Annotated in this window: 18 protein-coding genes; 8 read left to right on the top strand and 10 right to left on the bottom strand. The window is 67.9% G+C overall.

Going from position 1 to position 21188, the window contains the following annotated elements; translation table 11 throughout:
- Positions 1-59: 59 nt before the first annotated feature.
- The 3 genes from ACE3Q6_RS16260 to ACE3Q6_RS16250 all read left to right on the top strand — a co-directional run bounded on the left by ACE3Q6_RS16260 (position 60) and on the right by ACE3Q6_RS16250 (position 2638).
- The gene (locus tag ACE3Q6_RS16260) at positions 60-1262 is read left to right on the top strand and encodes a winged helix-turn-helix domain-containing protein (RefSeq protein WP_374434580.1); all 1203 of its coding nucleotides are present in this window, start codon (positions 60-62) and stop codon (positions 1260-1262) included.
- A 147-nt stretch (positions 1263-1409) separates the two neighbouring features.
- Positions 1410-1805 (top strand): DUF2382 domain-containing protein, encoded by a 396-nt coding sequence (locus tag ACE3Q6_RS16255; protein WP_374434577.1) that lies wholly within the window; start codon positions 1410-1412, stop codon positions 1803-1805.
- A complete protein-coding gene (locus ACE3Q6_RS16250) occupies positions 1805-2638 on the top strand; it encodes a YsnF/AvaK domain-containing protein (RefSeq protein WP_374434573.1) in 834 nt (277 codons plus the stop codon). Before ACE3Q6_RS16255 ends, ACE3Q6_RS16250 begins: the two co-directional genes overlap by 1 nt.
- A 35-nt stretch (positions 2639-2673) precedes the next feature.
- Here ACE3Q6_RS16250 and ACE3Q6_RS16245 read toward each other — a convergent pair whose 3' ends face one another.
- The gene (locus ACE3Q6_RS16245) at positions 2674-3495 is read right to left on the bottom strand and encodes an LOG family protein (RefSeq protein WP_374434571.1); all 822 of its coding nucleotides are present in this window, start codon (positions 3493-3495) and stop codon (positions 2674-2676) included.
- A gap of 82 nt (positions 3496-3577) precedes the next feature.
- Here ACE3Q6_RS16245 and ACE3Q6_RS16240 point away from each other — a divergent pair, with 82 nt between their 5' ends.
- Genes ACE3Q6_RS16240 through ACE3Q6_RS16230 form a run of 3 tightly spaced genes read left to right on the top strand, consistent with a single transcriptional unit; the run spans position 3578 to position 5671 of the window.
- Positions 3578-4450, top strand: coding sequence for an aminoglycoside phosphotransferase family protein (locus ACE3Q6_RS16240; protein WP_374434569.1), 873 nt, complete (start codon positions 3578-3580; stop codon positions 4448-4450).
- Positions 4451-4504: 54 nt separating this feature from the next.
- Positions 4505-5329: a 2,3,4,5-tetrahydropyridine-2,6-dicarboxylate N-succinyltransferase gene (dapD, locus tag ACE3Q6_RS16235; RefSeq protein ID WP_374434567.1), complete on the top strand. Its 825-nt coding sequence runs from the start codon at positions 4505-4507 to the stop codon at positions 5327-5329.
- A 3-nt stretch (positions 5330-5332) separates the two neighbouring features.
- A complete protein-coding gene (locus tag ACE3Q6_RS16230; protein ID WP_374434565.1) occupies positions 5333-5671 on the top strand; it encodes a hypothetical protein in 339 nt (112 codons plus the stop codon).
- A 3-nt stretch (positions 5672-5674) separates the two neighbouring features.
- Here the strand turns inward: ACE3Q6_RS16230 and ACE3Q6_RS16225 are convergent, their stop codons facing one another.
- The 7 genes from ACE3Q6_RS16225 to ACE3Q6_RS16195 all read right to left on the bottom strand — a co-directional run bounded on the left by ACE3Q6_RS16225 (position 5675) and on the right by ACE3Q6_RS16195 (position 15524).
- The gene (locus ACE3Q6_RS16225; protein WP_374434563.1) at positions 5675-7246 is read right to left on the bottom strand and encodes a choice-of-anchor L domain-containing protein; all 1572 of its coding nucleotides are present in this window, start codon (positions 7244-7246) and stop codon (positions 5675-5677) included.
- Between the two features lie 264 nt (positions 7247-7510).
- Complete coding sequence (locus ACE3Q6_RS16220) at positions 7511-8557, bottom strand: serine protease (RefSeq protein ID WP_374434561.1); 1047 nt, start codon at positions 8555-8557, stop codon at positions 7511-7513.
- Positions 8558-10510 carry a caspase family protein gene (locus tag ACE3Q6_RS16215; protein WP_374434559.1) on the bottom strand — a complete coding sequence of 651 codons (1953 nt, stop codon included), beginning with the start codon at positions 10508-10510 and terminating at the stop codon, positions 8558-8560.
- Positions 10511-10709: 199 nt separating this feature from the next.
- Positions 10710-12143 carry a patatin-like phospholipase family protein gene (locus tag ACE3Q6_RS16210; RefSeq protein WP_374434557.1) on the bottom strand — a complete coding sequence of 478 codons (1434 nt, stop codon included), beginning with the start codon at positions 12141-12143 and terminating at the stop codon, positions 10710-10712.
- Positions 12144-12159: 16 nt separating this feature from the next.
- Positions 12160-13467, bottom strand: coding sequence for an ATP-binding protein (locus ACE3Q6_RS16205; RefSeq protein WP_374434554.1), 1308 nt, complete (start codon positions 13465-13467; stop codon positions 12160-12162).
- A gap of 50 nt (positions 13468-13517) precedes the next feature.
- Complete coding sequence (locus tag ACE3Q6_RS16200; protein WP_374434551.1) at positions 13518-14201, bottom strand: response regulator transcription factor; 684 nt, start codon at positions 14199-14201, stop codon at positions 13518-13520.
- 9 nt (positions 14202-14210) lie between these two features.
- Positions 14211-15524, bottom strand: a complete 1314-nt coding sequence (locus ACE3Q6_RS16195) for a trypsin-like peptidase domain-containing protein (RefSeq protein ID WP_374434548.1) — start codon at positions 15522-15524, stop codon at positions 14211-14213.
- A gap of 150 nt (positions 15525-15674) precedes the next feature.
- Between ACE3Q6_RS16195 and ACE3Q6_RS16190 the strand changes: the two genes are divergently transcribed.
- Together ACE3Q6_RS16190 and ACE3Q6_RS16185 are read left to right on the top strand one after the other, a co-directional pair.
- Positions 15675-16295 carry a hypothetical protein gene (locus ACE3Q6_RS16190; RefSeq protein WP_374434546.1) on the top strand — a complete coding sequence of 207 codons (621 nt, stop codon included), beginning with the start codon at positions 15675-15677 and terminating at the stop codon, positions 16293-16295.
- A complete protein-coding gene (locus ACE3Q6_RS16185; protein ID WP_374434544.1) occupies positions 16295-18343 on the top strand; it encodes a caspase domain-containing protein in 2049 nt (682 codons plus the stop codon). Before ACE3Q6_RS16190 ends, ACE3Q6_RS16185 begins: the two co-directional genes overlap by 1 nt.
- A gap of 68 nt (positions 18344-18411) precedes the next feature.
- Here the strand turns inward: ACE3Q6_RS16185 and ACE3Q6_RS16180 are convergent, their stop codons facing one another.
- Both ACE3Q6_RS16180 and ACE3Q6_RS16175 read right to left on the bottom strand, forming a co-directional pair.
- Positions 18412-19602: an MFS transporter gene (locus tag ACE3Q6_RS16180; RefSeq protein ID WP_374434542.1), complete on the bottom strand. Its 1191-nt coding sequence runs from the start codon at positions 19600-19602 to the stop codon at positions 18412-18414.
- A 72-nt stretch (positions 19603-19674) separates the two neighbouring features.
- The gene (locus ACE3Q6_RS16175) at positions 19675-21084 is read right to left on the bottom strand and encodes an FAD-binding oxidoreductase (RefSeq protein ID WP_374434540.1); all 1410 of its coding nucleotides are present in this window, start codon (positions 21082-21084) and stop codon (positions 19675-19677) included.
- Positions 21085-21188 lie beyond the last annotated feature (104 nt).

Here is a 21188-nt window from a genome sequence, read left to right as displayed (position 1 = left end):
GCGACCGCGATAACAATTCCACCATTTGCCGAAACAGTCTGAAATGTTAGGCAGTGTCGATGCCCGACCTCATCCCGAACCGCGCTGCGCGGCACCTGTTCCTTCACCGCCACGCCCTTTCCGCAGCGCCCGTGGGCCCGGCCTCTGGGACGGCGTTGCTGGATCTTATCGAGCGGATCGGCTTCGTTCAGGTCGACAGCATCAACACGGTCGCGCGGGCCCATGACATGATCCTGTGGTCCCGGCGACAGTCCTACCGGCCGCAGGCGCTCAAGCGATTGCTCGAGCGGGACAGGACCTTGTGGGAACACTGGACGCATGACGCCTCGATCCTGCCCGCGCGGCTGCACGGGATATGGCAGCACCGCTTCCGACGGGACGAACAACGGCTTCACGCCAACTGGAAGCGCTGGTTCCGCGAGGGGTACGAAGCGCAGTTCGACAGCATCCTGGACCGGATCGCCCGGGATGGCCCCGTCGGCACGGCAGACGTCGGCGAGGGCGAGGTGCGCGGCAAAGGCGGCTGGTGGGACTGGCACCCGTCGAAGACCGCGCTGGAATGGCTGTGGCGCACGGGACGGCTGGCGATCACCCGGCGCGACGGCTTCGCCAAGATCTACGACCTGACCGAACGGGTGATCCCCGAAGCGCACCGCAGTCCGGTCCCGGCCGAACTGGTCAGCGACTGGGCCTGCCGGTCCGCCCTGCAGAACCTGGGGTTCGGCACATCGGGAGAGATCGTCGCCTACTGGAGCGCGATCAGCCCCGAAGCCGCGCGGACATGGTGCAAGTCGGCCCTCGCGCGGGGAGAGATCCGGGAGGTCGAGATCGAAGGTGCCCGTGGCCAGCGGCGCAAGGCCTTCGTCTTCGATCTTCCCCAGGAGACTTTGCCGGAACCCGCCTCCCGGCTCCGCATCCTTTCGCCCTTCGACCCTGCGCTGCGTGACCGGGACCGGGCGGAATTCCTGTTCGGCTTCCATTACCGGATCGAGGTTTTCGTACCCGAACCGAAGCGGGTCTATGGCTACTACGTCTTCCCGGTCCTCGAGGGTGACAGACTGGTGGGCCGGATCGACGTCAAGGCGTACCGGGACGCCGGCAGCCTGCGGGTGAAGGCATTCTGGCCGGAAGCCGGGATCACGCTGACCAAGGCGCGCAGATCGAAGCTGGAAACGGAACTTGCGCGCCTTGCCGCATTCGCTGGCTGCGACAGGGTCGAATTCCTGGACGGCTGGGAACGGGAGACCCTTCGCCAGGGCTAGGGCAAGACGGCTGCCCGAGGAACAAGCGGTGGCTGTCGCGGTTGAGAGGACAGTGGGCCACGGTCTGCTGCCTTCCAGCAAAAAGATCCAGCAACCGTGCCGAACTCAAAGCCGCCCCCTCCTTTCGACCCGGATGTCACGATCGCCTTGGCTTCCGAGACGGCTTCGGTCTCCGCGGTTCCGCGCGTTACCGGGACCGTCCGGGTGGATGTGCGGACCGAGACCGTCGAGGAACTGGTCAGGCTAAATCTGTCCCGAACCGACGTGGCGGTGACCCGGCACGAAGTCGACCGGATGCTCGACCCGGCCGAGGACCTGCCCGGCATCCGTTCCGAAGACGGGGTGACCATCGTTCCGATCCTGGAAGAGCGGGTGGTCGTCGAGGTCAGGCCTTACCTCAAGGCCGAACTGCACATCACCACGACGACCCGGACCGAAGATGTCGCGATGCCCGTCACGCTTCGGCGCCAGACGGCAGAAGTGACGCGCAAGAGCGTGGACGCAGACACGGGGCCCCATTCACAGCAACCTGGAGAAGACTGATGCAAACCACCGACCAGACCCGCCGCGAGCTTGCGGCGCTATACGACGACCTCGACGCCGCCAAGCGCGCACAGAGCTCCCTTCTGGATCTTGGCATCCCAAGTTCGGACATCCGACTGCTGGAAGGTGAAGGACAGGGCAACGGCGAAGTCCGTCGTGAAAGCATGGGCTTCTTTGAAGCGCTGGCCGACCTTTTCATGCCCGATGATGACCGGACCACCTATGCCGAGGGACTGACCCGCGGGGGTCACCTTCTGACGGTCCGGGTTCCTGACCATCTCACGGACGCCACCCTTGATGTCCTCGACAACGAAGGCGCGGTCGACATGGAAGACCGGATCCGCCAGTGGCAGGGCGAAGGCTGGACGGCACCCGGCAGCGGATCGTTCGAAGAGACGCGGATGTCCGCCGCCCCGACGATGGGCGATGTAGCGGGCGAAACCGGCGGCCTTGCGCGCGACCACGAAACCATCAACCGCGTCGAGGAGCGGCTGGCCGTGGGCAAGCGGGACGTGTCGCTGGGGCGTGTCCGGGTTCGGTCCTACGTTGTCGAAGAACCCGTAAGCGCGGACGTCGCGCTGCGCTCCGAGCGGGTCCAGATCGACCGCCGCGCCGTAGACCGGCCGCTTTCGGAAGCGGACGAGGCATTCCGGGACCGGACCATCGAGGTCGAGGAACGGGCGGAAGAGCCGGTCGTCGCCAAGACCGCGCGGGTGGTGGAAGAGATCGATGTGTCGAAGACCGTCGATGAGCACCGCGAGACCGTCACCGACACCGTGCGGCGGACCGAGGTCGAGATCGAAGACGACCGCGACGACGACCTGCAGCGCTGAGACAAGACAAAGGGGGCCAGGCGGCCCCCTTTGCTTCAGCCCTCCACCGTCCAGCCGTCGATGACGCTGACCGCCTCTTCAGCGGTTTCGACCATCGCGAACAGGGACAGGTCCTCGGGCGAGATGACCCCGGCCTCGGCCAGATGGTTCCAGTTGACCACCGTCTCCCACCACTCGCGGCCGAACAGCAGGAAGGGGATCGGCTTCATCCGTCCGGTCTGGATCAGGGTGAGGCTTTCGAACAGCTCGTCCATCGTGCCGAAGCCGCCGGGAAAGACCACGACCGCCTTCGCGCGCATCAGGAAGTGCATCTTCCGGATGGCGAAATAGTGGAAGTTGAAGCTGAGGTCCGGGGTCACGAACTGGTTCGGTGCCTGTTCATGCGGCAGGACGATGTTCAGGCCGATGGACTGCCCCCCGGCCTCGTCCGCGCCGCGGTTGCCGGCCTCCATCACGCCCGGCCCGCCGCCGGTGACGATGACGTTCTCGCGCCCGTAGGTTTCCAGGCTGCGCTCGGTCATGATCTTCGCGAAGCGCCGCGCCTCGTCATAGTAATGCGACAGGCCGGCAAGGATCGGCGTCCGCGCCTGGTCGCGATGTTCCGGCGCGGGGATGCGGGCACCGCCGAACATCACGATGGTCGATTCGATCCCGCGCTCGTCCATGATGAGCTGGGGCTTCAGCAGCTCCAGCTGCAGGCGGACCGGGCGCAGCTCTTCGCGCGTCAGGAAATCGCGGTCGGCGAAGGCCAGGCGATAGGCGGGCGCACGGGTCTGCGGCGTGTCGGGGATGCGCTTGGCGGCGGCGATGTCCTCGACGCTGTCGCGGAACGGATGGCTGCGGGGTTCGTCTTTCATGGCGCACTCGGCAATTGGGGTTGACCCTAGGCTTAGCGGCACGGGACCATGAGGGCCACCCGTAGTTTGAGGGCCCGCGCCGATGCATGAAGGGGAAACGGTCATTTCGGTTGCACAGGCGCGGGCGCTGGTGGCGGCGCAGCTGCCGCAATGGGCGGGGCTGGCGCTGCGGCCCCTGGCGGTGGCGGGAAGCGACAACGTCATGCTGCGGCTGGGCGACGGGCTGGTGCTGCGGTTTCCCCGGCATGTCGGCGCGGTCGCGGGTCTGGAGGTCGAGGCGCGCTGGCCAGCCCTGCTTTGCGGTGTCGGCCCCCTGGCCGTGCCGGAGGTCCTGCACACGGGCGCTCCGGGAGAGGGCTATCCGTTTCCCTGGCTGGTCCTGCGCTGGATCGAGGGGCGGGATGCGCTGGCAGAGCCGGTCGCCGACCTTGAGTTGGCGGGGACACTGGCAGGGTTCGTAAGCAGGCTGCGGGATTGCGCGGTGCCGGAAGGGGTGCCGCCCAGGCCCGGGAGGCTGCGGGACCGCGACGGCTTCCTGCGGCAGATGATTGGGCAGGTGGTGGACGAGGCGGACCCCGGCCAGGTGACGCGCGCCTGGGAGGCGGCGCTGGACCTGCCCGACCGGGAGGGCGCGCCGGTGCTGGTTCACGCCGACCTGCATCCGCTGAACCTGATCGTGCGGGACGGCGCGGTGGCGGCCGTGATCGACTGGGGTGGAATGGGGGCCGGGGACCCGGCGCTGGACCTGATCTGTGGCTGGACCGCCCTCGAGGCAGAGGGCCGGGCCGTATTCCGGCAGCGGCTGGCCGTCGACGACGCGACTTGGGCACGGGGCTGGGCCCATGCGTTCTCGAAGGCGGTGATGGCTGCACCCTATTACCGCGAAACGAACCCCGCCCTGCGCGCGGTCATGCTGCGGACCCTGCGGCGCTGCCTGTCGGACCTTCCGTGGTGATTGCATGGGACGCCCCCGATGGCTATGAGGGCGCGGACTAAAGGGGAGAGCATCATGTCGAACGCCGCGCTGGAAACCGCCATCGAAGCCGCCTGGGAGGCCCGCGAGGGGATTTCCCCTGCCACCAAGGGCGAGGTGCGCGACGCCATCGAGGCGACGCTGAGCGCGCTCGACTCTGGGACGCTGCGGGTGGCCGAAAAGCGCGGCAACGACTGGCACGTGAACCAGTGGGCCAAGAAGGCGGTCCTGCTGTCCTTCCGCCTGACCGACATGTACGAAATCTCGGGCTCGAACGGCGGGTCGAACTGGTGGGACAAGGTCCCGTCGAAGTGGCAGGGCTGGACGGCCGAGGACTGGCGCAAGGCGGGCTTCCGGGCGGTTCCGGGGTCCATCGTGCGGCGCTCGGCCTATATCGCCAGGGGCGTGGTGCTGATGCCGTCCTTCGTGAACATCGGGGCCTATGTTGACGAAGGGTCCATGGTCGATGGCTGGGCCACCGTGGGGTCCTGCGCGCAGATCGGCAAGAACGTCCACCTGTCCGGCGGCGTCGGGATCGGCGGCGTCCTTGAACCGATGCAGGCGGGGCCGACGATCATCGAGGACAACTGCTTCATCGGCGCGCGGTCCGAAGTGGTCGAGGGCTGCATCGTTCGCGAAGGCTCGGTCCTTGGCATGGGCGTCTTCATCGGCAAGTCCACCAAGATTGTCGACCGCGAGACCGGCGAGGTGATGTACGGCGAGGTCCCGGCAGGCTCGGTCGTCGTCGCGGGGTCGATGCCGTCGAAAGGCGGGATCAACCTCTACTGCGCGGTGATCGTGAAGAAGGTCGATGCCCAGACCCGGGCGAAGACGTCGATCAACGAACTTCTCCGGGACTGAGGAATGCGGCTGGCAGTCCTTCTGGTGCTTGCCGCAACCCCGGCCACCGCTTTCGACGGTCTTTACCGGCCGAACGAACCTTGGGCCGAGGGCTGGGATTGCCAGACGATCGGCATGGACGGCGGGGCGATTGCCGTGCAGGACGGCAAGTTCTACGGCGTCGAAAACACCTGCGAGCTGACCAATCCGACTTCGATCCGCGGAATGAGCGGCATCCTTTACGACGCCGTCTGCAGCGGTGAGGGCATGACCGAGACCTTCCGGCTGATGCTGATGCAGGTCGACGGTGGCCTTGCGGTGATCCGCGACGGGTCGGCCAACATCCTCAAACGCTGCGACTGACGCTTACGCCGCCAGGAGAGCCGCGACATGCGCGCGAACCTCGGGGCGGGCCGTCGGTCCGTAACCGTTGACCGGATCACGGCGCAGCTCGGGAAACAGGGTCAGAAGTTCTTCCTGCACCTCGGCGTCGTGGCTCGCCAGTGTGGCGGTTCCGGGATAATAGCTTTCGCTCCACAGCCCTTCGGCGCAGATGATCTCGTGCCGGGAAAAGAGCAGGTGGTGATACGTCACCGGCGCGCCGGACTGGTCCTGCACAAGACGGCCCGCACGGACGAGGTGGATGGCCTTGACCAGCACCTCGTCCTCGCCCGCGTAAAGCTGGGCCCGCCAGCCCGCGAAGTGCAGGCGATGCTGCGGCGACACCGCCAGCGCCGCGTGGTCCCCGAAGGCACCGGCCGGAATGCGCACGGCGGCCAGCGCCCCTTGGGAGAGGACTTGCCGCACCCCATGCCAGGCGACGGGCTGGAAGCCATGGTCAAGCGTCAGGACAAGATCGCCCACCTCTATCTCTTCGATCGGGACGGGGCCGCGGACGGTTTCGATCCTCGTCCCCTCGACGAAACAGGGCACGACCTCTGCGGTGACAAACCCCACATCGGTGATCCCGTTCTGGTTGGTCACTTCGTATGAGAAGTTCGTCTCGCCGAGAGGATCGTTCCACTCGGACACGGCGGTGATCGTGCCATCGGCGTTCACCACGATTTCCAGGCCAGAGGGCAGGACCACATGGTCCCCCGCATTGACCGGCACGCCGTTGATCTTGGTGATCGTCAGGATGCCGCCTGCGGTGTTGGTGTCATTCCCGACCAGGTTCACCGTGGTCTGGCTGTTCAGGCCGACCGTGAAGACATCGGCCTGCGCGATCACCCCGGTCTGGATCGAATCGCCTGCGATCAGAAGGTTGCTGTCATAGGCACTGTCCCCCCCGTCGGCGATGCCGATGCGGATCGTGTTCACCTGGCCCGGGATGACTGGCGCCTTCAGCGTCAGGGTGACGGTGAAGCCGTCCATCTCGGTGTTGTAGATGTCGTTGGCGTTGTCGACGTACAGGTTGCCATTGGTCGACGGGTTGATGTTGTTGATCGAGATGTCGCCGTCCCCGACCGTCAGCTGCGCCTTCTGCCCGTTGACCCAGACGCCCACGGCGTCGTTGAAGCCCGAGCCCACGTATTCCAGATACTCCTCGGACGAGAAGGTGATCTGCATGGTCAGCGTCGACCCCGCCGGGATGAAATCGGCCTGGAAGATCGCGCCGTCGAAGGTCGGCGCCCCCGCGATGGCGTTCAGCCCGCTGTCGCCGTCCACCCCGGCGGTGTCCGTGGTGGTCGACGAAATGAGGTTCACGTCACCGGAAGAGTTGGTGAAATCCGATGCCCGGCCGGTGGACAGGATGACCCCCCTGTCGGCCGGCGTCACCTCCGGCGCGATGGTATCGCCCTCGCTGTAGATACCGGCCGAGGCGGGATCGCCCTGATAGGTCGCGCTGACGATCTGGATGCCGGTCCCGAACATCGCCTCGGCCATCTGCATGGCGCTGACATTCGTCTGGATCGGCAGTTCCGCTGCTTCCGCCATTCCCGTGTTGCCTTCTGCACACCGTTGCTGACGACGGAAAGGCTGGGCTGCAACATCTCAGGATTGGTTAATCGCCCTTCTGGAAATGCCTAAAATTGTCCGGACCGATGACGGTCGACGGCGGGCACCGTGACCGGATAGCCCGCAGGCATCGGTCCTTCCTGCGAGGGTCTGCCAGTGCGCTGGGTAGTGCCCACGCGTACCGCGGGGGATCGGGCCCCCTGCGATGGAATGGCCCCGGTCGGGTACGGGCGGGCCGAGGGCTTAAGGATTGGCCGCGATCACCTCGTTCAGCCAGGGCACGAATTTCGAGATGTTGGTGTAGGCCGAGAAAAGGGCCGTTTCCTCGCAGCCCTGGCCTGATGTCGCGGAGAGGCCCCAGCTGACGATGCCCGCCTGGATGTAGCCGCCGCCGTCCACGGGCACGACCAGGGGTCCGCCTGAGTCGCCATTGCAGGACGTCTTGCCGCCCTCGAAGGTGCCCGAGCAGATCATGTTCTCGGACACGGACTCGGGCGCGCGGGCGATGAGTTCGTCCCAGATCGCATAGGCGTCCTGTTCGGCGATCCCAAGGGTCTGCACGGCATATCCGAAGCCCCCGGCGGCGTCCTCGGCTCGGGCTTCCAGCATCGCCTGGTTGCAAAGCGCGCGGTCGAGGACCTGGATCTGCGCCTGGCGCAGCTCGGGCGAAGGCTGGGCGCCTTCCTGCAGGCCCCAGCCGGTGACGATGGTCGTCACGCCCTGCTGGTTCAGAAGGTCGCCGTACTCGGCATCGGGAACCTCGATGGTCTGGTAGGGGACCTGGGGCGCGCGGGAGAGCTTGATCAGCGCGATGTCGAAGTCGAACTGGGTGCCCTGGTACGAGGGGTGGCGGAAGATGCCCTCGACCGGGATCAGGTCGCCCGCGCCGGGGGCAAGGGTATTGGTGCCGACGAGGATATTGACTTCCTCCGGCCTGAGGTCGGCGAAGCTGCCGTCGTCCTGGGGCATGTGGACGCAATGGGCGGCGGTCAGGACCCAGCGGTCCATGACCATCGAGCCGCCGCAGAACTGGGCGTCCGTGCCGACGGGCGCGCCGCCGACAAGAAGCGCGACCTGCCAGGGCCAGGCGCCCTCGGCCGCAACCTCACCGCCGATGACCTTGGCCCCGGCCTCGCCCGCCGACTTCGCCCTTTCGGCCTTCGCCCCGGACTTGGCGTAGAGGTAGGGCGAGGCAGTTGCGGCCTTGGGGGCGGCAAAGCCGGTCTCTTCGGCCAGGGCCGGGACCGTGAGGAGGAGGGCAAGGGCGGCGGGAAGGAACCGGCGGGGCATTCAGTTCTCCATCGTGGCGGGGGCGACATCCGCCCCGGTCAGGCGCACCACTTGGCGAAGCATCGTCAAAGGCGCGGGTTTCAGCGTGAAGCCGCGAGTCGCGGCCTCGGGGTCAAGGCGGGCTTCAAGCCAGGCGGTCATCGGATCGGCGGGCGTGGCGCGGGTGGTCTCGGTCGTGGCGAGGCGGGTCAGGTCGACACGGGGGGCGTCGGACGCGGCGGGGACGGCAAGGGCCCAGATCTCCTCGAGCCCCGCGGTGCTGCCCGGTTCGATCATCAGGCCGACACGGGCGCTTTCGCCGGGGGCAAGGCGGTTTGCCAGGTTCTGCGCAGGCCAGATCGGCTGCACGCGGAAGTCGGCGGTGAAGTACAGGACCGACACGTCCTGCGGAGTGCCCGAGGTGTTCGCAAGCGTCAGCCAGAGCTGGTCGCAGGGACCCGCGCCTTCTGCCGGGTCGAAGGGTACCGGATCGGCGGCCTGGCCGCAGGGGCCGGAGGTGGGGCGGCGCTCGATGGTCATGGCAAGCGCGGCCTTGCCCGTCAGGCTACGCCCCGTCGCCCCTGCCAGCACCTGGCGCAGCGCAAGGCCGTGGGCCGCCTGGTCCAGCATGCGGGCCAGGGCGTCGGCGGGGGTCTCGCCGGGCTCAAGCCGGACGCGAGGCGTGGAACCTGCGCCTTGCGGGTCTAGAAGGCCGTCGGGGCCGGCAAGCGCGATCTGGCCTTCGGTGAAGATCGGGATGAGGTCGGGGTCCGGCCCGGCGGGCGGCAAGGCGGCGCGCCACGGGGAGTAGTCGAAGCGGTCGGTGGTGTCAGCCAGGACTGGCTCGCCCAGGGTGAGGGGCGGTGGCGGCGGGGCAGAGACGAGCTCGGCCCAGGCCGTACCTGCTGGCGCGGGGGAGGCGAGGCTGGATTGCCGGGCGATGACGGCGGTCAATGGCAGCACGGCAAGCGGCTCGCCCCCGGACGGGTTGGCGTAAAGCGCGACCTCGGCCCCGTCCGCCAGGCCGTGAAGAAGGCCCGCAGCCAGTTTGTCCCCCGCCACGGGGAAGCGGACGGTGCTCTGGCCGGTGCCGAAGACCGGGGCGGACAGGAGCGGGCCTTCGCCCTCGGGCATCTGGCGGGCGGGGCCCTGGACCATCGCCTCCGTCGTGGCGGCAAGGACCTGGGCCCAGCTGGCGTCCGGTGCGTCGCGCAGGGTTTGTGCAAGGCGAAGGGTGAACTCGCCGTGCCAGGTGCCGTCCGCCATCGGATATTCGAAGGATCGCTGGTCGGACTGCGAAGAATACAGGAAGACGAAGTCCCCCGTCAGCGGCGGCTCGGGGGTGCCAGCGACGGGGGCAATGTCGTCGGGGATGCCGAGTTTGGCTTCGTCGATCACGCGGGCGACCCCCCGCCCACCGAGTGCCCGAAAGCCGGTGGCCGAATGGCAGGCGTCGATCAGGCCGACGACCCGGACCCCGCGCGACAGGGCGGTCTGCGCCCAGGCGTGCAGTTCGTCGTCGAGGATGGCGTTTTCCACCGCGCCGATGCTGCCCTTCCAGCCTGCGGCGTCGGCGGGCAACAGGATCTCGTCGTACCCGCCGCCTTCGTCTCCGGAAAGGTCCGGGGCCTGCGCGCCGTGGCCGGAGAAATAGAACAGGACCGTGTCGCCGGGCACCGAGGTCGTGGCGGCGGCCTCCAACGCAGAGAGGATCGCGTCACGCCCGGGTGTGCCGGTGGTGATGCCATCGGGCAGGCCCATCGCGTCCGAGGAGAGGACGGTAATCCCCTTGGGATCGACGCCGCGGAGGACGAGCGTTTCGGCCATCAGACGCACGTCGTTCGCGGGGCCCTTCAGATCGGCGTCGAGCCTCTGGTAGTCCGACACGCCCACCAGCACGGCGCGGATTTCGGCCATGGCGGGCTGGGCCAGGATCGTCAGGGAAATCGCGAATGAGAAAAGGCCCGTGCGCATGGCCCGCAGATTACCCGCCGCGCGATGTGGAACAAGTAGGGGAAGCCGGGTGACGGGATTTGTCATCGTCCGTGGTTCGGGTGGCTTTCAAATCGAGCGCTTGCGCGCACGGCTTTGTCTCACCGCTTTGCGTGAAAGACGCAAAGCGGCTCGGAGGCGCCTCCGGCGGGGATATTTGGTCCAGTATGAAAGGCAGGTGTCAGTGCACCGGCAAGACCCGTCGCCCCCCGGCCGCGATGCCCTCCTGGATGCGCGCGTCGACGTTGTTGCCTGCGAGCGAGGCGAGGAAGCCGTTGAACTCGGGTGTCGCGCGGGTGGCAAGGCGTCCGGCCTCGATGACCATGTCCACCTGCGCCTCGGGGAGCTTGAGGCGGGTCGGCACGGCGTCCAGTCGGTCGCGCTGGTCCTTGGGAAGCGAGGCAAAGCTGGCCTCGCCGACGAAAATCTTGACGTCCGTGCAGTCCCAGCCTTGGGTGCTGCCGCGCAGTTTGCGAACCTCGGACAAAGGCAGGGCGCAGCGCCATTCGATGAGCTCGCGTTCCCACAGCCGCAACTCGCCCCGCATGGAATCGTAGCCCGAGCGGGAAGCGGCGGCCATGGCGGAGGTGGCGATGGACATCGCGAGGTTGACGCCACCCGGCCCTTCGACGCGGCGGGTCCAGTCATAGTCCTTGTCCACCCCGGCGTTGGCCACCAGGAACAGCATCCGCTTCAGCTTCACGGCCTCTTCGGCGGTCAGGGGCGCATAGGGGACCTGGGCCCGCGCGCGTTCCACGGCGAGGCCCGTGGTGCCGAAGTTGTCGGTGATGCCGCCGTCGAGGAGTTTGACGAATTTCACCTCGTTGGGGTTGGTGTAGCTTTCCAGCGCCCTGGCATGGGCGCGCATGGCGGCGGTGGCTTCGGGGTTGTAGCGGGCCGCCGTCAGCCAGTCGGGCTCGCGGTAGGTGCATTTGCCCTGGTGGGCCTCGAGCACGATGGGGGTGAAGACCAGCGGGAAGGCGGCCGAGGCGGCGACGGCCTCGGATAGTCTGACCTTGGAGAGGTCCGAGCAGAGGGCGTCGAAGGTTTCCGGGCTGAACAGGAAGGGCGTGTTGTTCGCCATGTCAGTGGCGTTGATCCAGGTCTTGATCCGCGAGCGGCGAAGGTCGGCGAAGGTCGCGCCCTTGAAGAGCGTGTCGTCCAGATAGCGGCCAAAGGTATCGCGACCATTCACGCCCCCGGCGACGCCCTTGATGATCGTCAGAGGGTTGAAACCCGAGGTGGTCATGTAGGCCTCGGCGTCGGTGATCAGGAAGCGCTCGCGGAAGCCGTCGATTCCGGACGGGCCGTAAAGCCCAAGCTGCGCCGCCATCACTGACCCGCCAGAGACGCCCGAGACCAGGCGGACTTCGTCCAGCAGGCCGTCCGGGCGGCCGGTCTCGACCCCCGCCGCCTGCAGTTCCTGCAGCATCCCATAGGCGAAGGCCGTGGCCCGCATTCCGCCGCCCGAGAAGGCAAGGCCGACATACAGCTCTCCGTCGCCCGCGGCAGGGGTGGACAGCGCGGCGTTTTCGCCTTCCAGCGCCACGTTCTGCGGCTGGTTCCACGGGGCGCAGCCAAGCAGGATCAGAAGGGGCAGAAGGGCGCGGCGCATGGGGCTTCCCGGGTTGTCAGTCCGATTGCTGCAACCTTGGCCAGCGGATTTCAAGCGCGAAACCCTTCGGGCCGTCGGGAAGCGCAAGGCGGGCACCGTGGCGGGCGGCGATGGCGCGGACAAGCGCCAGGCCCAGGCCGTGGCCGGGCGTGCTCCGGTCCCGCTCGGCCCGGGTGAAGCGGTCGAAGGCCTGGGCCTTCAGATCCTCGGGCAGACCGGGGCCGGTGTCGGCGACGCGCATCAGGATGCGGTCGCCTTCAGGGATGAGGGTGAGGGTCAGTTGGTCCCCGGCGGCGCAGTACTTGATGGCGTTGTCGAGGAGGTTCGACAGGACCTGGGCGATCAGGTTGCGGTCGCCAAGGATTTGCAGGCCGGGGGTGATGTGGGCTTCGGTGACCAGGCCCTTGTCCTCGGCCAGGGGGTCGTAAAGCTCCCAGACTTCGGCGGCGGTGGTGGAAAGGTCGACGGGGACAAGGCCACCGCCGGTGCCCTGGTCGGCCTCGGCGCGGGAGATGTCGAGAAGGCTGTCGAACATGCGGATGGCCTGGCGCATCTCGGCCCGAAGGTCGGCGGTCAGGTCCTCCTGGCCTGCGATCCGGGCAAGCTTCTGCAGCATCCGGTTCAGGGGGGTGCGAAGCTCATGCGCGATGGTGTCGGACAGACGGTGCGTGGCGCGGTTGAGGTTCTGGATCCGGTCCAGCATCGCGTGGACATGGGTCTCCAGAAGGCCGAATTCGTCGTCAGAGCGGGGGCCGGGAAGGCGGGCGTCGAGTTGGCCGTCGGCCACGCGGTCAGCCAGCGCATTGATCCGGTTGATCCGGCCCATGACCGAGCGCGCGGCAAGCCAGCCGACCAGCGCCCCCGCGACGAGGAGGGCTCCGACAAGGCCAAGGATGCCGCGTCCAAGGGCCGCGAGCGTATCGTCCACCGGCTGCAGGCTGCGCGCGACGAGAAGCGGAAAACCTCCTGGCAGGTCACGGGCGACGGCCAGCCAGCGCGTGCCGCCTTCGATGAATTCCACCGCACCGTCGCTGGTGAAGCCCTGGCCTGCCGGGGCAAGGGTTTCGGGCCAGTCTTGCCGCGTTCCAGCCAGGATGGTGCCGTTCCGGTCCATGAGGAGGAACATCTCATCCCCCGTGGCGGCGGTGGCGCGGTCGTCGATAGCCTGGCGCAGCGCGATGATCCGGCGCTGGTCGTAAAGCGCGGCGAGGCCATTCAGGTCTGCGGTGAGGAGGGTCTGCTGAGCCTGCATCAGACGGGTCTCGACCAGGCGGTACTGCAGGGCCATCGCGGCGAGTGACAGGATCGTTACGGCCAGAGCCATGAGCGCAGCAAGACGCAGGGTGGCCTTGGCGGCGAAGGGTCTGGAGGTCGTCACGCGGGGCGGGGGGCGAAGATGTAACCCTCGCCCCGGGCGGTCTGGATCGCGATTGCCCCGGCCTCTTCCAGCTTGCGGCGCAGGCGGCCGACATGGACGTCGACGACATTGGTGCCGGGATCGAAATGCAGGTTCCAGACGTTTTCCAGAAGCTGCATCCGGGTGACGACCTGGCCTGCGTTACGCGCGAAATAGGTCAGAAGCTCGAATTCCTTGGGACTCGTGGGCACGTGGCTGCGCCGCACGTGGACGGTGCGGGCCTTGAGGCGGATTTCCAGGTCGCCGAAGGCCATCAGGTCGTTGTCGAGGACCTGGATCGTGCCCCTTCGCAACAGCGCGCGGAGGCGGGCGCGGAGTTCTTCGGGCTCGAAGGGCTTGGGGAGGTAGTCGTCGGCGCCCTTTTCCAGCCCCTCGACGCGGTTGGCGGCGCGGCCAAGGGCAGAGAGGATCAGGATGAGAGCGGTGGAGCCGCCCGCGCGGATGCGGGCCATGGCTTCCACCCCGTCGCCCCCGGGAAGCATCCGGTCCAGCACGATCACGTTGTACGGGGCGCTGGTGGCGGCCTCGATCCCGGCGGGAAGGGTGTCGCGGTGGTCGGTGTCGCACCCCAGCGCTTCGGCCTCGGCCCGGATGGCGGCGGCAGTCTCGGGGTCGTCCTCGATGATCAGGATGCGGTCCATTGCGGTCATTCAAAACACCACTACGTCGGGGTCAAGGACATTTGCGCCGCCCACAGGCCGGACGCCTTCGGGGGCGTGCCAAGGATCGAGGCGGATATGCCGGGTCGCGCCCCCGGGCGCTTCGATCAGCAGAAGAACAGGCGCGGACAGCGCGTAGGTGGCGGGGTCCTGCGGGATGCCATTGATGGCCAGGATACGGTCGCCCGTCGCAAGCCCGGCAAGAAGCGCTGGGGAATTGGCCGTCAGGTCGGTGACGGTGCCCCCTTCGTCCAGCGTCACGCCAAGTGTGGCGAAGGTGTAGGACGTGACGGCTGCTGGCAGACGGGGCGCCTCGCGGGTGCGAAGACCCCTGTCGCTGACGATGGAAAGCGGGAGGGTCAGGGTCAATTCCTTGCCAGCGCGGAGCAGGGTCAGATGGGCCGCGCCGTCCAGGGTCGCGGATTCGATGGCGAAGGCGAAGTCTCCCGGCTGGGTCAGGGTCGTGCCGGAGGCCTGAGTGATGATGTCGCCGGGTTTGATGCCCGCAGTTTCGGCAAGGGAGCCGGCGGCGACGGCGTCGACGAGAAGGCCTTCGGCTTCGGTGCCGAGGGTCTCGGCGATCTGGCGGTCGACGGGGCGGGCGGTGAGGCCGAGGGTGGGGAACGGGGGGAGCGTTTCCTCGATCAGGCCCTGGACGATACGCGTCAGTTCTGGGGTCGGGATGGCATAGGCAATGCCCACGAACATGCGGCTGCCGTCGGCGATGCGGGAGTTCATGCCGACGAGGCGGCCGTCGAGGTCGACGAGCGGGCCGCCGGACGAGCCGGGGTTCACGGCAGCGTCGTGCTGCAGCAGAAGCATCGGGACAGCGACGTCGACCTGCCGGGCGAGGGTGGAGATCCGGCCTTCGGTCAGGGTGAACTCGATCCCCAGCGGCGCGCCGAGAGCGAAGACTTCGTCGCCGAGCTGAAGCGTTCTGGCGGCAAGGGGCAGGCCCTCGGTGCGGCTGGGCAGCGAGATCACTGCGACGTCGCGGACGGGGTCGCGGGCGATGACCAGGCCCGTAACCTCAAGGCCGTGGCGGTCGATCAGGCGGACCTCTGCGGCGTCGCCGACGACGTGGGCATTGGTGACGGCAACTTCGCCCCCCTCCCAGACGAAGGCAGAACCGAGGAAGCGGTCCTCGGCGTCGCTGGACCGGACGGTGAAGACCTTGTCCATCGCGTCATCAAGCGGCGCGGCGCTGGCGGGGCTTAGGACGGCGATCAGCGCCAGGGCCAGAAGCGCCGCCAGCGCCTCGATGACGGGGGGCGGTCCTTGCCGCTTTTTCCGGTTGACCTGCATGGGGAAACCCTTGTTCTGCCTCGCTGCCGGATTGCTAGCGGGCGGATCCTCGCGGGGCACGTGACAAAGGCTGTCATCTGGAATTCCTGCATTTACAGGCAGCAGCCCGCACCGCATCTTCAGGCGATGCCGAACCAGACGAGTTTTCCAATGCGCCCTTTCCTTCTTGGCTTTTCCATCGCGACCCTTGCCCTGCCGGCCCTCGCCGAAGGGCCGTCCCCGGTGAAGATCGCCGAACTTTCCGCGCGGCTTTACGCGGCCGGGATCGAGGCGGGCGATCCGCTTCTGGTCCTGTCGGCGGCGAAGCTGCGCAAGACCCTGGCCCCCGTGGCAGGGGAGAGGACGGCGGTGGACGGCGTGGCAGGCCAGGGGGCTCCGATGGGCTGGGACGAGATGCTGGAGGCCGCGGCCGGGCTCGCCGCAGGGGACGAGATCGTCCTCGGGCTGATCGAGGACGCCCGGGTCGAGACGCTGAAGGGGGTGGCCTCGGGCCCGGTCTACAACATCGGGTCACTGGGGAACGGGAAGGGCGACACCTACCCGCCGATCGAGTTCCGGGGCGGGGAATATGCCGAGGTCTACGTCGAGGCGAAGGCCGCGACGAACCTCAACCTCGCGATCTATGACGACAAGGGGCGGCTCGTCTGTTCGGACACGGACATCAGCCACATCGCCTATTGCGGCTGGACCCCGGCGAGCGCGGGAACCTTCACGCTGAAGGTGGACAACAAGGGCCCGGTGGGGGCCGATTATGCGTTGATGACGAATTGATGAAAGTACTTTTCACGATTGCGCTATGCCTGGTGGCTGCTCCTGCCCTGGCGCGGGAGAATTATGCGCTGCTGATCGGTGCGAACCAGTATCCCAGCCTGGAGGAGCGCTGGTGGCTGAAGGGGCCAGCAAACGATGTGCAGCTGGTGGCGCAGTATCTGACGACCGAGGCTCCGGTGGCCTTTGCGGCTGACAATGTCACAGTGCTGTCGGATGGCGTGGCGGGGGCTGGGACGCCGACCTTGGCCGCGATCCGGGGGGCATTTGCGGAGCTCACGGCGAAGGTCGAGGCGGGGGACTTCGTCTACCTGCATTTCTCCGGCCATGGGACGCAGGCCCCTGCCCTGGACCCGGCGACCGAACTGGATGGGCTGGACGAGCTGTTCCTGCCGGTGGACATCGGACCCTGGTCGAACCAGGTGGGCGAGGTGCAGAACGCGCTGGTCGATGACGAGATCGGGGCGCTGATCGACGCCCTCAGGGCCAAGGGCGCGAATGTCTGGGCGGTGTTTGACAGCTGCCATTCGGGCACGGCGACGCGGGCGGTCGAGACGGACGACGTGCGGGTGCGCCAGCTCCCGCCGGAGGCGCTGGGGATCGACCCGGACGGGGTGGAGGTCAGCCGGTCGGTGGACCCGAGGGCGACGGAGCCTCCGTTCGATGGGGGGAGCGGCGATGGGTCCTTCGTGGCCTTCTTCGCGGCGCAGACCAACGAGGTGACGCCGGAGAAGAACCTGCCCAAGGGCAAGCCGGGGCGGAAGCCGCAGGGGGTGTTCACCTGGACGCTGATGGAGGTGCTGGCGGAATACCCGAACGCGACCTACGGGCAGGTCGGGCAGGAAGTGCTGCGGCGCTATGCGGTGAGGAACCTGGCGAAGTCGACGCCGCTGTTCGAGGGCGACCTGGATCAGGTGGTGTTCGGCGGCGATGGCGGCGCGCGGGTGTCGCAATGGGCGGCGGAGGTGTCTGAGGCGGGGTTCGTGATCCCGGCGGGGGAGCTGCATGGGTTGGCCGTGGGGGACGTGCTGGCGGTGATGGGGTCGGCGGCTGCGGCGGATGATGAGGCGCTGGGGTATGTGGAGTTGACCTCGGTGGAGACGTTTTCGGCCACGGGTCGGGCGGTGGAGAAGGATGGGAACGTCCTACCGGCGGAACTGCCGAAGGGTGTTACGCTGCGGAAGCTGGACACGGGGCTGGACTTCACGCTGACCGTGGCGCTGCCGGTGGCGGGGTCCGCCCCGGCGGATGCTTTGTTGGCCGCACTTGGGGAGTTGCAGGCGGCGGCGGGGCCTCGGCTGAACTTCGTGGCGGCGGATCAGGAGGCGGACCTGCGGCTGGCGGTGCTGCCGGAGAGCCCGCGCCCGGATGCGATCTGGGTGCTGCCCTCGACGGGGCTGGCGGAGGACCTGGAGGCGACGCCTTCGGTCTCGACGGGCGACAAGGATGGGGCGGAACTGGCGGCGGTGCTGGCCGATACGCTGACCACGATGGCGCGGGCGCAGAACCTGTTGAAGCTGGCGGGCGCAGTGGGGGCGTCGAACCCGGAGGTGGAGGTGGAGCTGCTGACGCGGACGCCCGAGGACCGGACGCTGCGCCCCCTGCCCTTCGCCCCGGTCCCGACGCTGGTGCCGGATGACGAGGTGCATGTGCTGGCGAAGAACAACGGCGAGGGGCCGGTGGACGTGAATGTCCTTTACATCGGGGCGGACTGGTCGATCAGCCATTGGTTCAGTGGCCGGTTGCAGCCGGGGGACGAGCTGAAGAAGGGGCTGTTCAAGATCTCGGCCGACGTGCTGGGGCAGGAGCGGATGCTGGTGGTGGTGACCCCGGCCAAGCAGCAGAGCCCAGTGGAGGACCTGAGCTATCTGGCGCAGGATGCGCTGGATACGACGCGGTCGTTGGGTGGCTCGGCCTTTGGGGAGGCGCTGGCGGAGGCAGGGTTTGGGGAAACGACGCGGGGGGCGGTGGCCTTGACCGATGATGCGGAGGAGACGGGTCCGGGGCCTTCGATCCTGACGCTGGAGTTGCGGACGGTTTCCGGAGACTAAGTCACTGGATTTTCAGGGTTGCTGCGCAGCATTCGTCGCAGCATCGCTGCGGTTTCGCTGCGCAGAAATCAGCGACGGTCGGCGGCCCAGAGGGCGGTAGCTCCGATCAGCGAGGCGGCGACCCCCAGCAGGGCCACGGTTCCGTAACCGGCCAGCGTGGTGCCGAGGGCAAAGCAGGTGGCGGCGGTGGCGTCTCCGGCGAGCCGCTGGACCGCCATGAGCGAGGCCCCTGCCCCGGGCCGGTCGGACAACAGGTCCTGCAGGTAGGCGATGGGGACGGTGAGGGTCACGGCGCCTCCGATAGCGGCGGGGAGGACGAGGAGCCAGACGAAGGGCGTCGCGGCGAGGACGGGGAGGAGAGCCACGTGGATGCAGTAGAGCGCGGCCCCCATCAGGATCAGGCGGGTGCGGGGGATGCCTCGGGTCAGGCTGGGGATCAGGAGCATGAAGGGGACTTCGAGGCCCGCCACGAGGCCCACGTAAAGGGCGACGTCCTGGGTCCCGCGGCCGATCTCGGGCACCATGACCAGCGAGATGATCGCCATGTAGACGGTGGAGGCGCTGAAGACGGCCCCCAGGGCAATGACGCGGGCGGCGATGCGGGGGTGGCCCATCTCGGACAAGGCGGCGCGGAAGGTGAGGCCAGAGGGGCGATCCTCCCAGGGGGTACTGCCGTCAGCGGGCCAGAGGCGGAGCACGGCGATCAGCATGGCGGCGGTCAGGAGGAGCGCGACGGGGAAGATCAGGGTGACTTGCGCTCCGGCGGCGAAGGCCAGCGACCAGAGGGGGAGGACGACGATGAAGGGCGCGGCGAAGAGGGCGCGGATGACGGCCATGATGCCGTCGCGGTCGTCGAGCGGATAGCTTGTGGCGGCTAGGCGGGCGAGCGCGAAGACCTGGCCGAAGGTGATGCTGCTGACGGGTATCAGGAGCGCGGCGGTGAGCGCGAAGACCCAGGGGCCGGGCGTGACGCTCATCAGGAAGGTGCCGAGGAGGAGGAAGGAGACGGCGATCAGGGTGACCTGGCGGCGGTTCGCGGTCTGGTCGGCGCGGATGCCGCCGATGACGGAGGCGGAGACGGAGACCAGGGAGGAGAGCGCGAGGAGAACGGCATAGCCATGGTCGCCGAAGCCGAAGGAGTGGACGGCGAGAGTGGAGAAATAGGGGCCGAAGGAGCAGACGACAGCGCCTTGCAGGGCCATGACAAGGCCCGCAGCTCGCAGCGCCGGGTCGGTGAGGCAGAGGCGGATGGCGGACATGGCGCTTGGGTATTCCGGCCGCACGGGGGCTGCAAGGAGGTCGGGCGGTGTTCTGTGAGGGTTTGTGGGGCGTTAGCCGGGGATGACCTTGCCGGGGTTCATGAGGTTCTGCGGGTCGAGGGCTTGCTTGAGGGTCCGCATGACGTCGAGAGCGACGGGGTCCTTCCTACGGCGCATGGAGGGGAGTTTGGAGAGGCCGACGCCGTGTTCGGCGGAGAAGCTGCCGCCGAGGTTGGCGACGACGTCCTCGATGGCCTCTAGGACCTGGTCCTTGAGGTCCTTGTCGTCGCGGGTCGGGTAGGCGGTGAAGTGGAGGTTGCCGTCGCCGAGGTGGGCCACGGTGATGGTGCGGGCTCCCGGGTCGAGGGTTTCGAGTTTCGCGATGGCCCGGGTGAGGAAGGTGTCGACCTTGTCGAGGGGGAGGCAGACGTCGGTATCGACCTCGGGGTGAAGGCCCACGCCGATCTCGGCGGCGGCTTCGCGGCGGGCCCACATCGCGCGGCGCTGCTGTTCGCTGCGGGCGAGGATGGCGTCGGTGATGAGGCCTTGGTCCATCATCTCGGCCAGGATGGTTTCAAGTTTGAGGACGAGGGGGATGTCGCCGTTCTGGTCGGGGATGGCTTCGGAGGGGACGGTGGTGGCGGCCTCGATCAGGATGGTGACTTCGGGGATGGGATCGAACGGAAGGCCGAGGTCGGGGCGGGCTTCGCGGAGGCGTTCGGAGTAGGTGCGGGGCATGAACTCGAAGGCCTCGACGCGGCCGCCGGTGGCTTCCTGCATGCGGTTGAGAAGGGTGAGAGCGTCGGGCAGCGAACGGGCGGCGAGGGTGGCGGTTGCGTGGGCGCGTGGTGCGGGGACCAGCTTCATCACGGCGGCGGTGATGATGCCGAGGGTACCTTCCGCCCCAATGAAAAGGTTTTTCAGGTCATAGCCGGAGTTGTCCTTGTGAAGCTCTGACATCAGGTTCAACACGCGGCCGTCGGGGAGGACGACTTCGAGGCCGAGACAGAGCCCGCGGGTGGAGCCGTAGCGGAGGACGTTGGAGCCCCCGGCATTGGTGGAGAGTACCCCGCCCAGCATGGCCGACCCCCGGGCGCCGAACCAGAGGGGGAAGTAAAGCCCTTCCTTTTCAGCGGCTTCGTGGAGGCGGGTGAGGATGACGCCGGCCTCGGCGATGACCAGTTTCGCGACGGGCTTGAGGTCGCGGATGCGGTTCATCCGTTCGAGGGTGAGGAGGAGGCCACCCCTCGTCATGGTGCCGCCGACGAGGCCGGTGTTGCCGGAGATCGGGACCACGGGCACGGAATGCTGCGCAGCAATCTTGACGCAAGCGGCGACCTCCTCGGTGGAAGCGGGGCGGACGACGGCCACCGGTTGGCCTTCGTAGCGGCCCATCCAGTCGCGGGCGTAGCGGGCCATGTCGGGGCCGGTCAGGACGTTCGCCGCGCCCACTGCCGCCGTGAGGTCTTCGACCATTCCCATTCTCGCCCCCTGCCCTTTTCGGCTCAAGCCTAAGTCCGCCCAGCGGGGGCCGCAACGGGTTGACCGGGGGAATTTGGTTAGCTAATCTGCTAACCTTTCCCGAT

Source organism: Tabrizicola sp. (genome assembly GCF_041913445.1).
In the GTDB taxonomy this organism is placed as follows: domain Bacteria; phylum Pseudomonadota; class Alphaproteobacteria; order Rhodobacterales; family Rhodobacteraceae; genus Tabrizicola.
This window is presented reverse-complemented; position numbering and strand designations above follow the sequence as displayed.

Bases quoted from the DNA above. Each gene is read 5' to 3' on its own strand.
- ACE3Q6_RS16260 (WP_374434580.1), top strand. From the start codon at position 60: ATGCCCGACCTCATCCCGAACCGCGCTGCGCGGCACCTGTTCCTTCAC.
- ACE3Q6_RS16250 (WP_374434573.1), top strand. From the start codon at position 1,805: ATGCAAACCACCGACCAGACCCGCCGCGAGCTTGCGGCGCTATACGAC.
- ACE3Q6_RS16245 (WP_374434571.1), bottom strand. From the start codon at position 3,495: ATGAAAGACGAACCCCGCAGCCATCCGTTCCGCGACAGCGTCGAGGAC.
- ACE3Q6_RS16240 (WP_374434569.1), top strand. From the start codon at position 3,578: ATGCATGAAGGGGAAACGGTCATTTCGGTTGCACAGGCGCGGGCGCTG.
- dapD (WP_374434567.1), top strand. From the start codon at position 4,505: ATGTCGAACGCCGCGCTGGAAACCGCCATCGAAGCCGCCTGGGAGGCC.
- ACE3Q6_RS16230 (WP_374434565.1), top strand. From the start codon at position 5,333: ATGCGGCTGGCAGTCCTTCTGGTGCTTGCCGCAACCCCGGCCACCGCT.
- ACE3Q6_RS16225 (WP_374434563.1), bottom strand. From the start codon at position 7,246: ATGGCGGAAGCAGCGGAACTGCCGATCCAGACGAATGTCAGCGCCATG.
- ACE3Q6_RS16220 (WP_374434561.1), bottom strand. From the start codon at position 8,557: ATGCCCCGCCGGTTCCTTCCCGCCGCCCTTGCCCTCCTCCTCACGGTC.
- ACE3Q6_RS16215 (WP_374434559.1), bottom strand. From the start codon at position 10,510: ATGCGCACGGGCCTTTTCTCATTCGCGATTTCCCTGACGATCCTGGCC.
- ACE3Q6_RS16210 (WP_374434557.1), bottom strand. From the start codon at position 12,143: ATGCGCCGCGCCCTTCTGCCCCTTCTGATCCTGCTTGGCTGCGCCCCG.
- ACE3Q6_RS16205 (WP_374434554.1), bottom strand. From the start codon at position 13,467: ATGGCTCTGGCCGTAACGATCCTGTCACTCGCCGCGATGGCCCTGCAG.
- ACE3Q6_RS16200 (WP_374434551.1), bottom strand. From the start codon at position 14,201: ATGGACCGCATCCTGATCATCGAGGACGACCCCGAGACTGCCGCCGCC.
- ACE3Q6_RS16195 (WP_374434548.1), bottom strand. From the start codon at position 15,524: ATGCAGGTCAACCGGAAAAAGCGGCAAGGACCGCCCCCCGTCATCGAG.
- ACE3Q6_RS16190 (WP_374434546.1), top strand. From the start codon at position 15,675: ATGCGCCCTTTCCTTCTTGGCTTTTCCATCGCGACCCTTGCCCTGCCG.
- ACE3Q6_RS16185 (WP_374434544.1), top strand. From the start codon at position 16,295: ATGAAAGTACTTTTCACGATTGCGCTATGCCTGGTGGCTGCTCCTGCC.
- ACE3Q6_RS16180 (WP_374434542.1), bottom strand. From the start codon at position 19,602: ATGTCCGCCATCCGCCTCTGCCTCACCGACCCGGCGCTGCGAGCTGCG.
- ACE3Q6_RS16175 (WP_374434540.1), bottom strand. From the start codon at position 21,084: ATGGGAATGGTCGAAGACCTCACGGCGGCAGTGGGCGCGGCGAACGTC.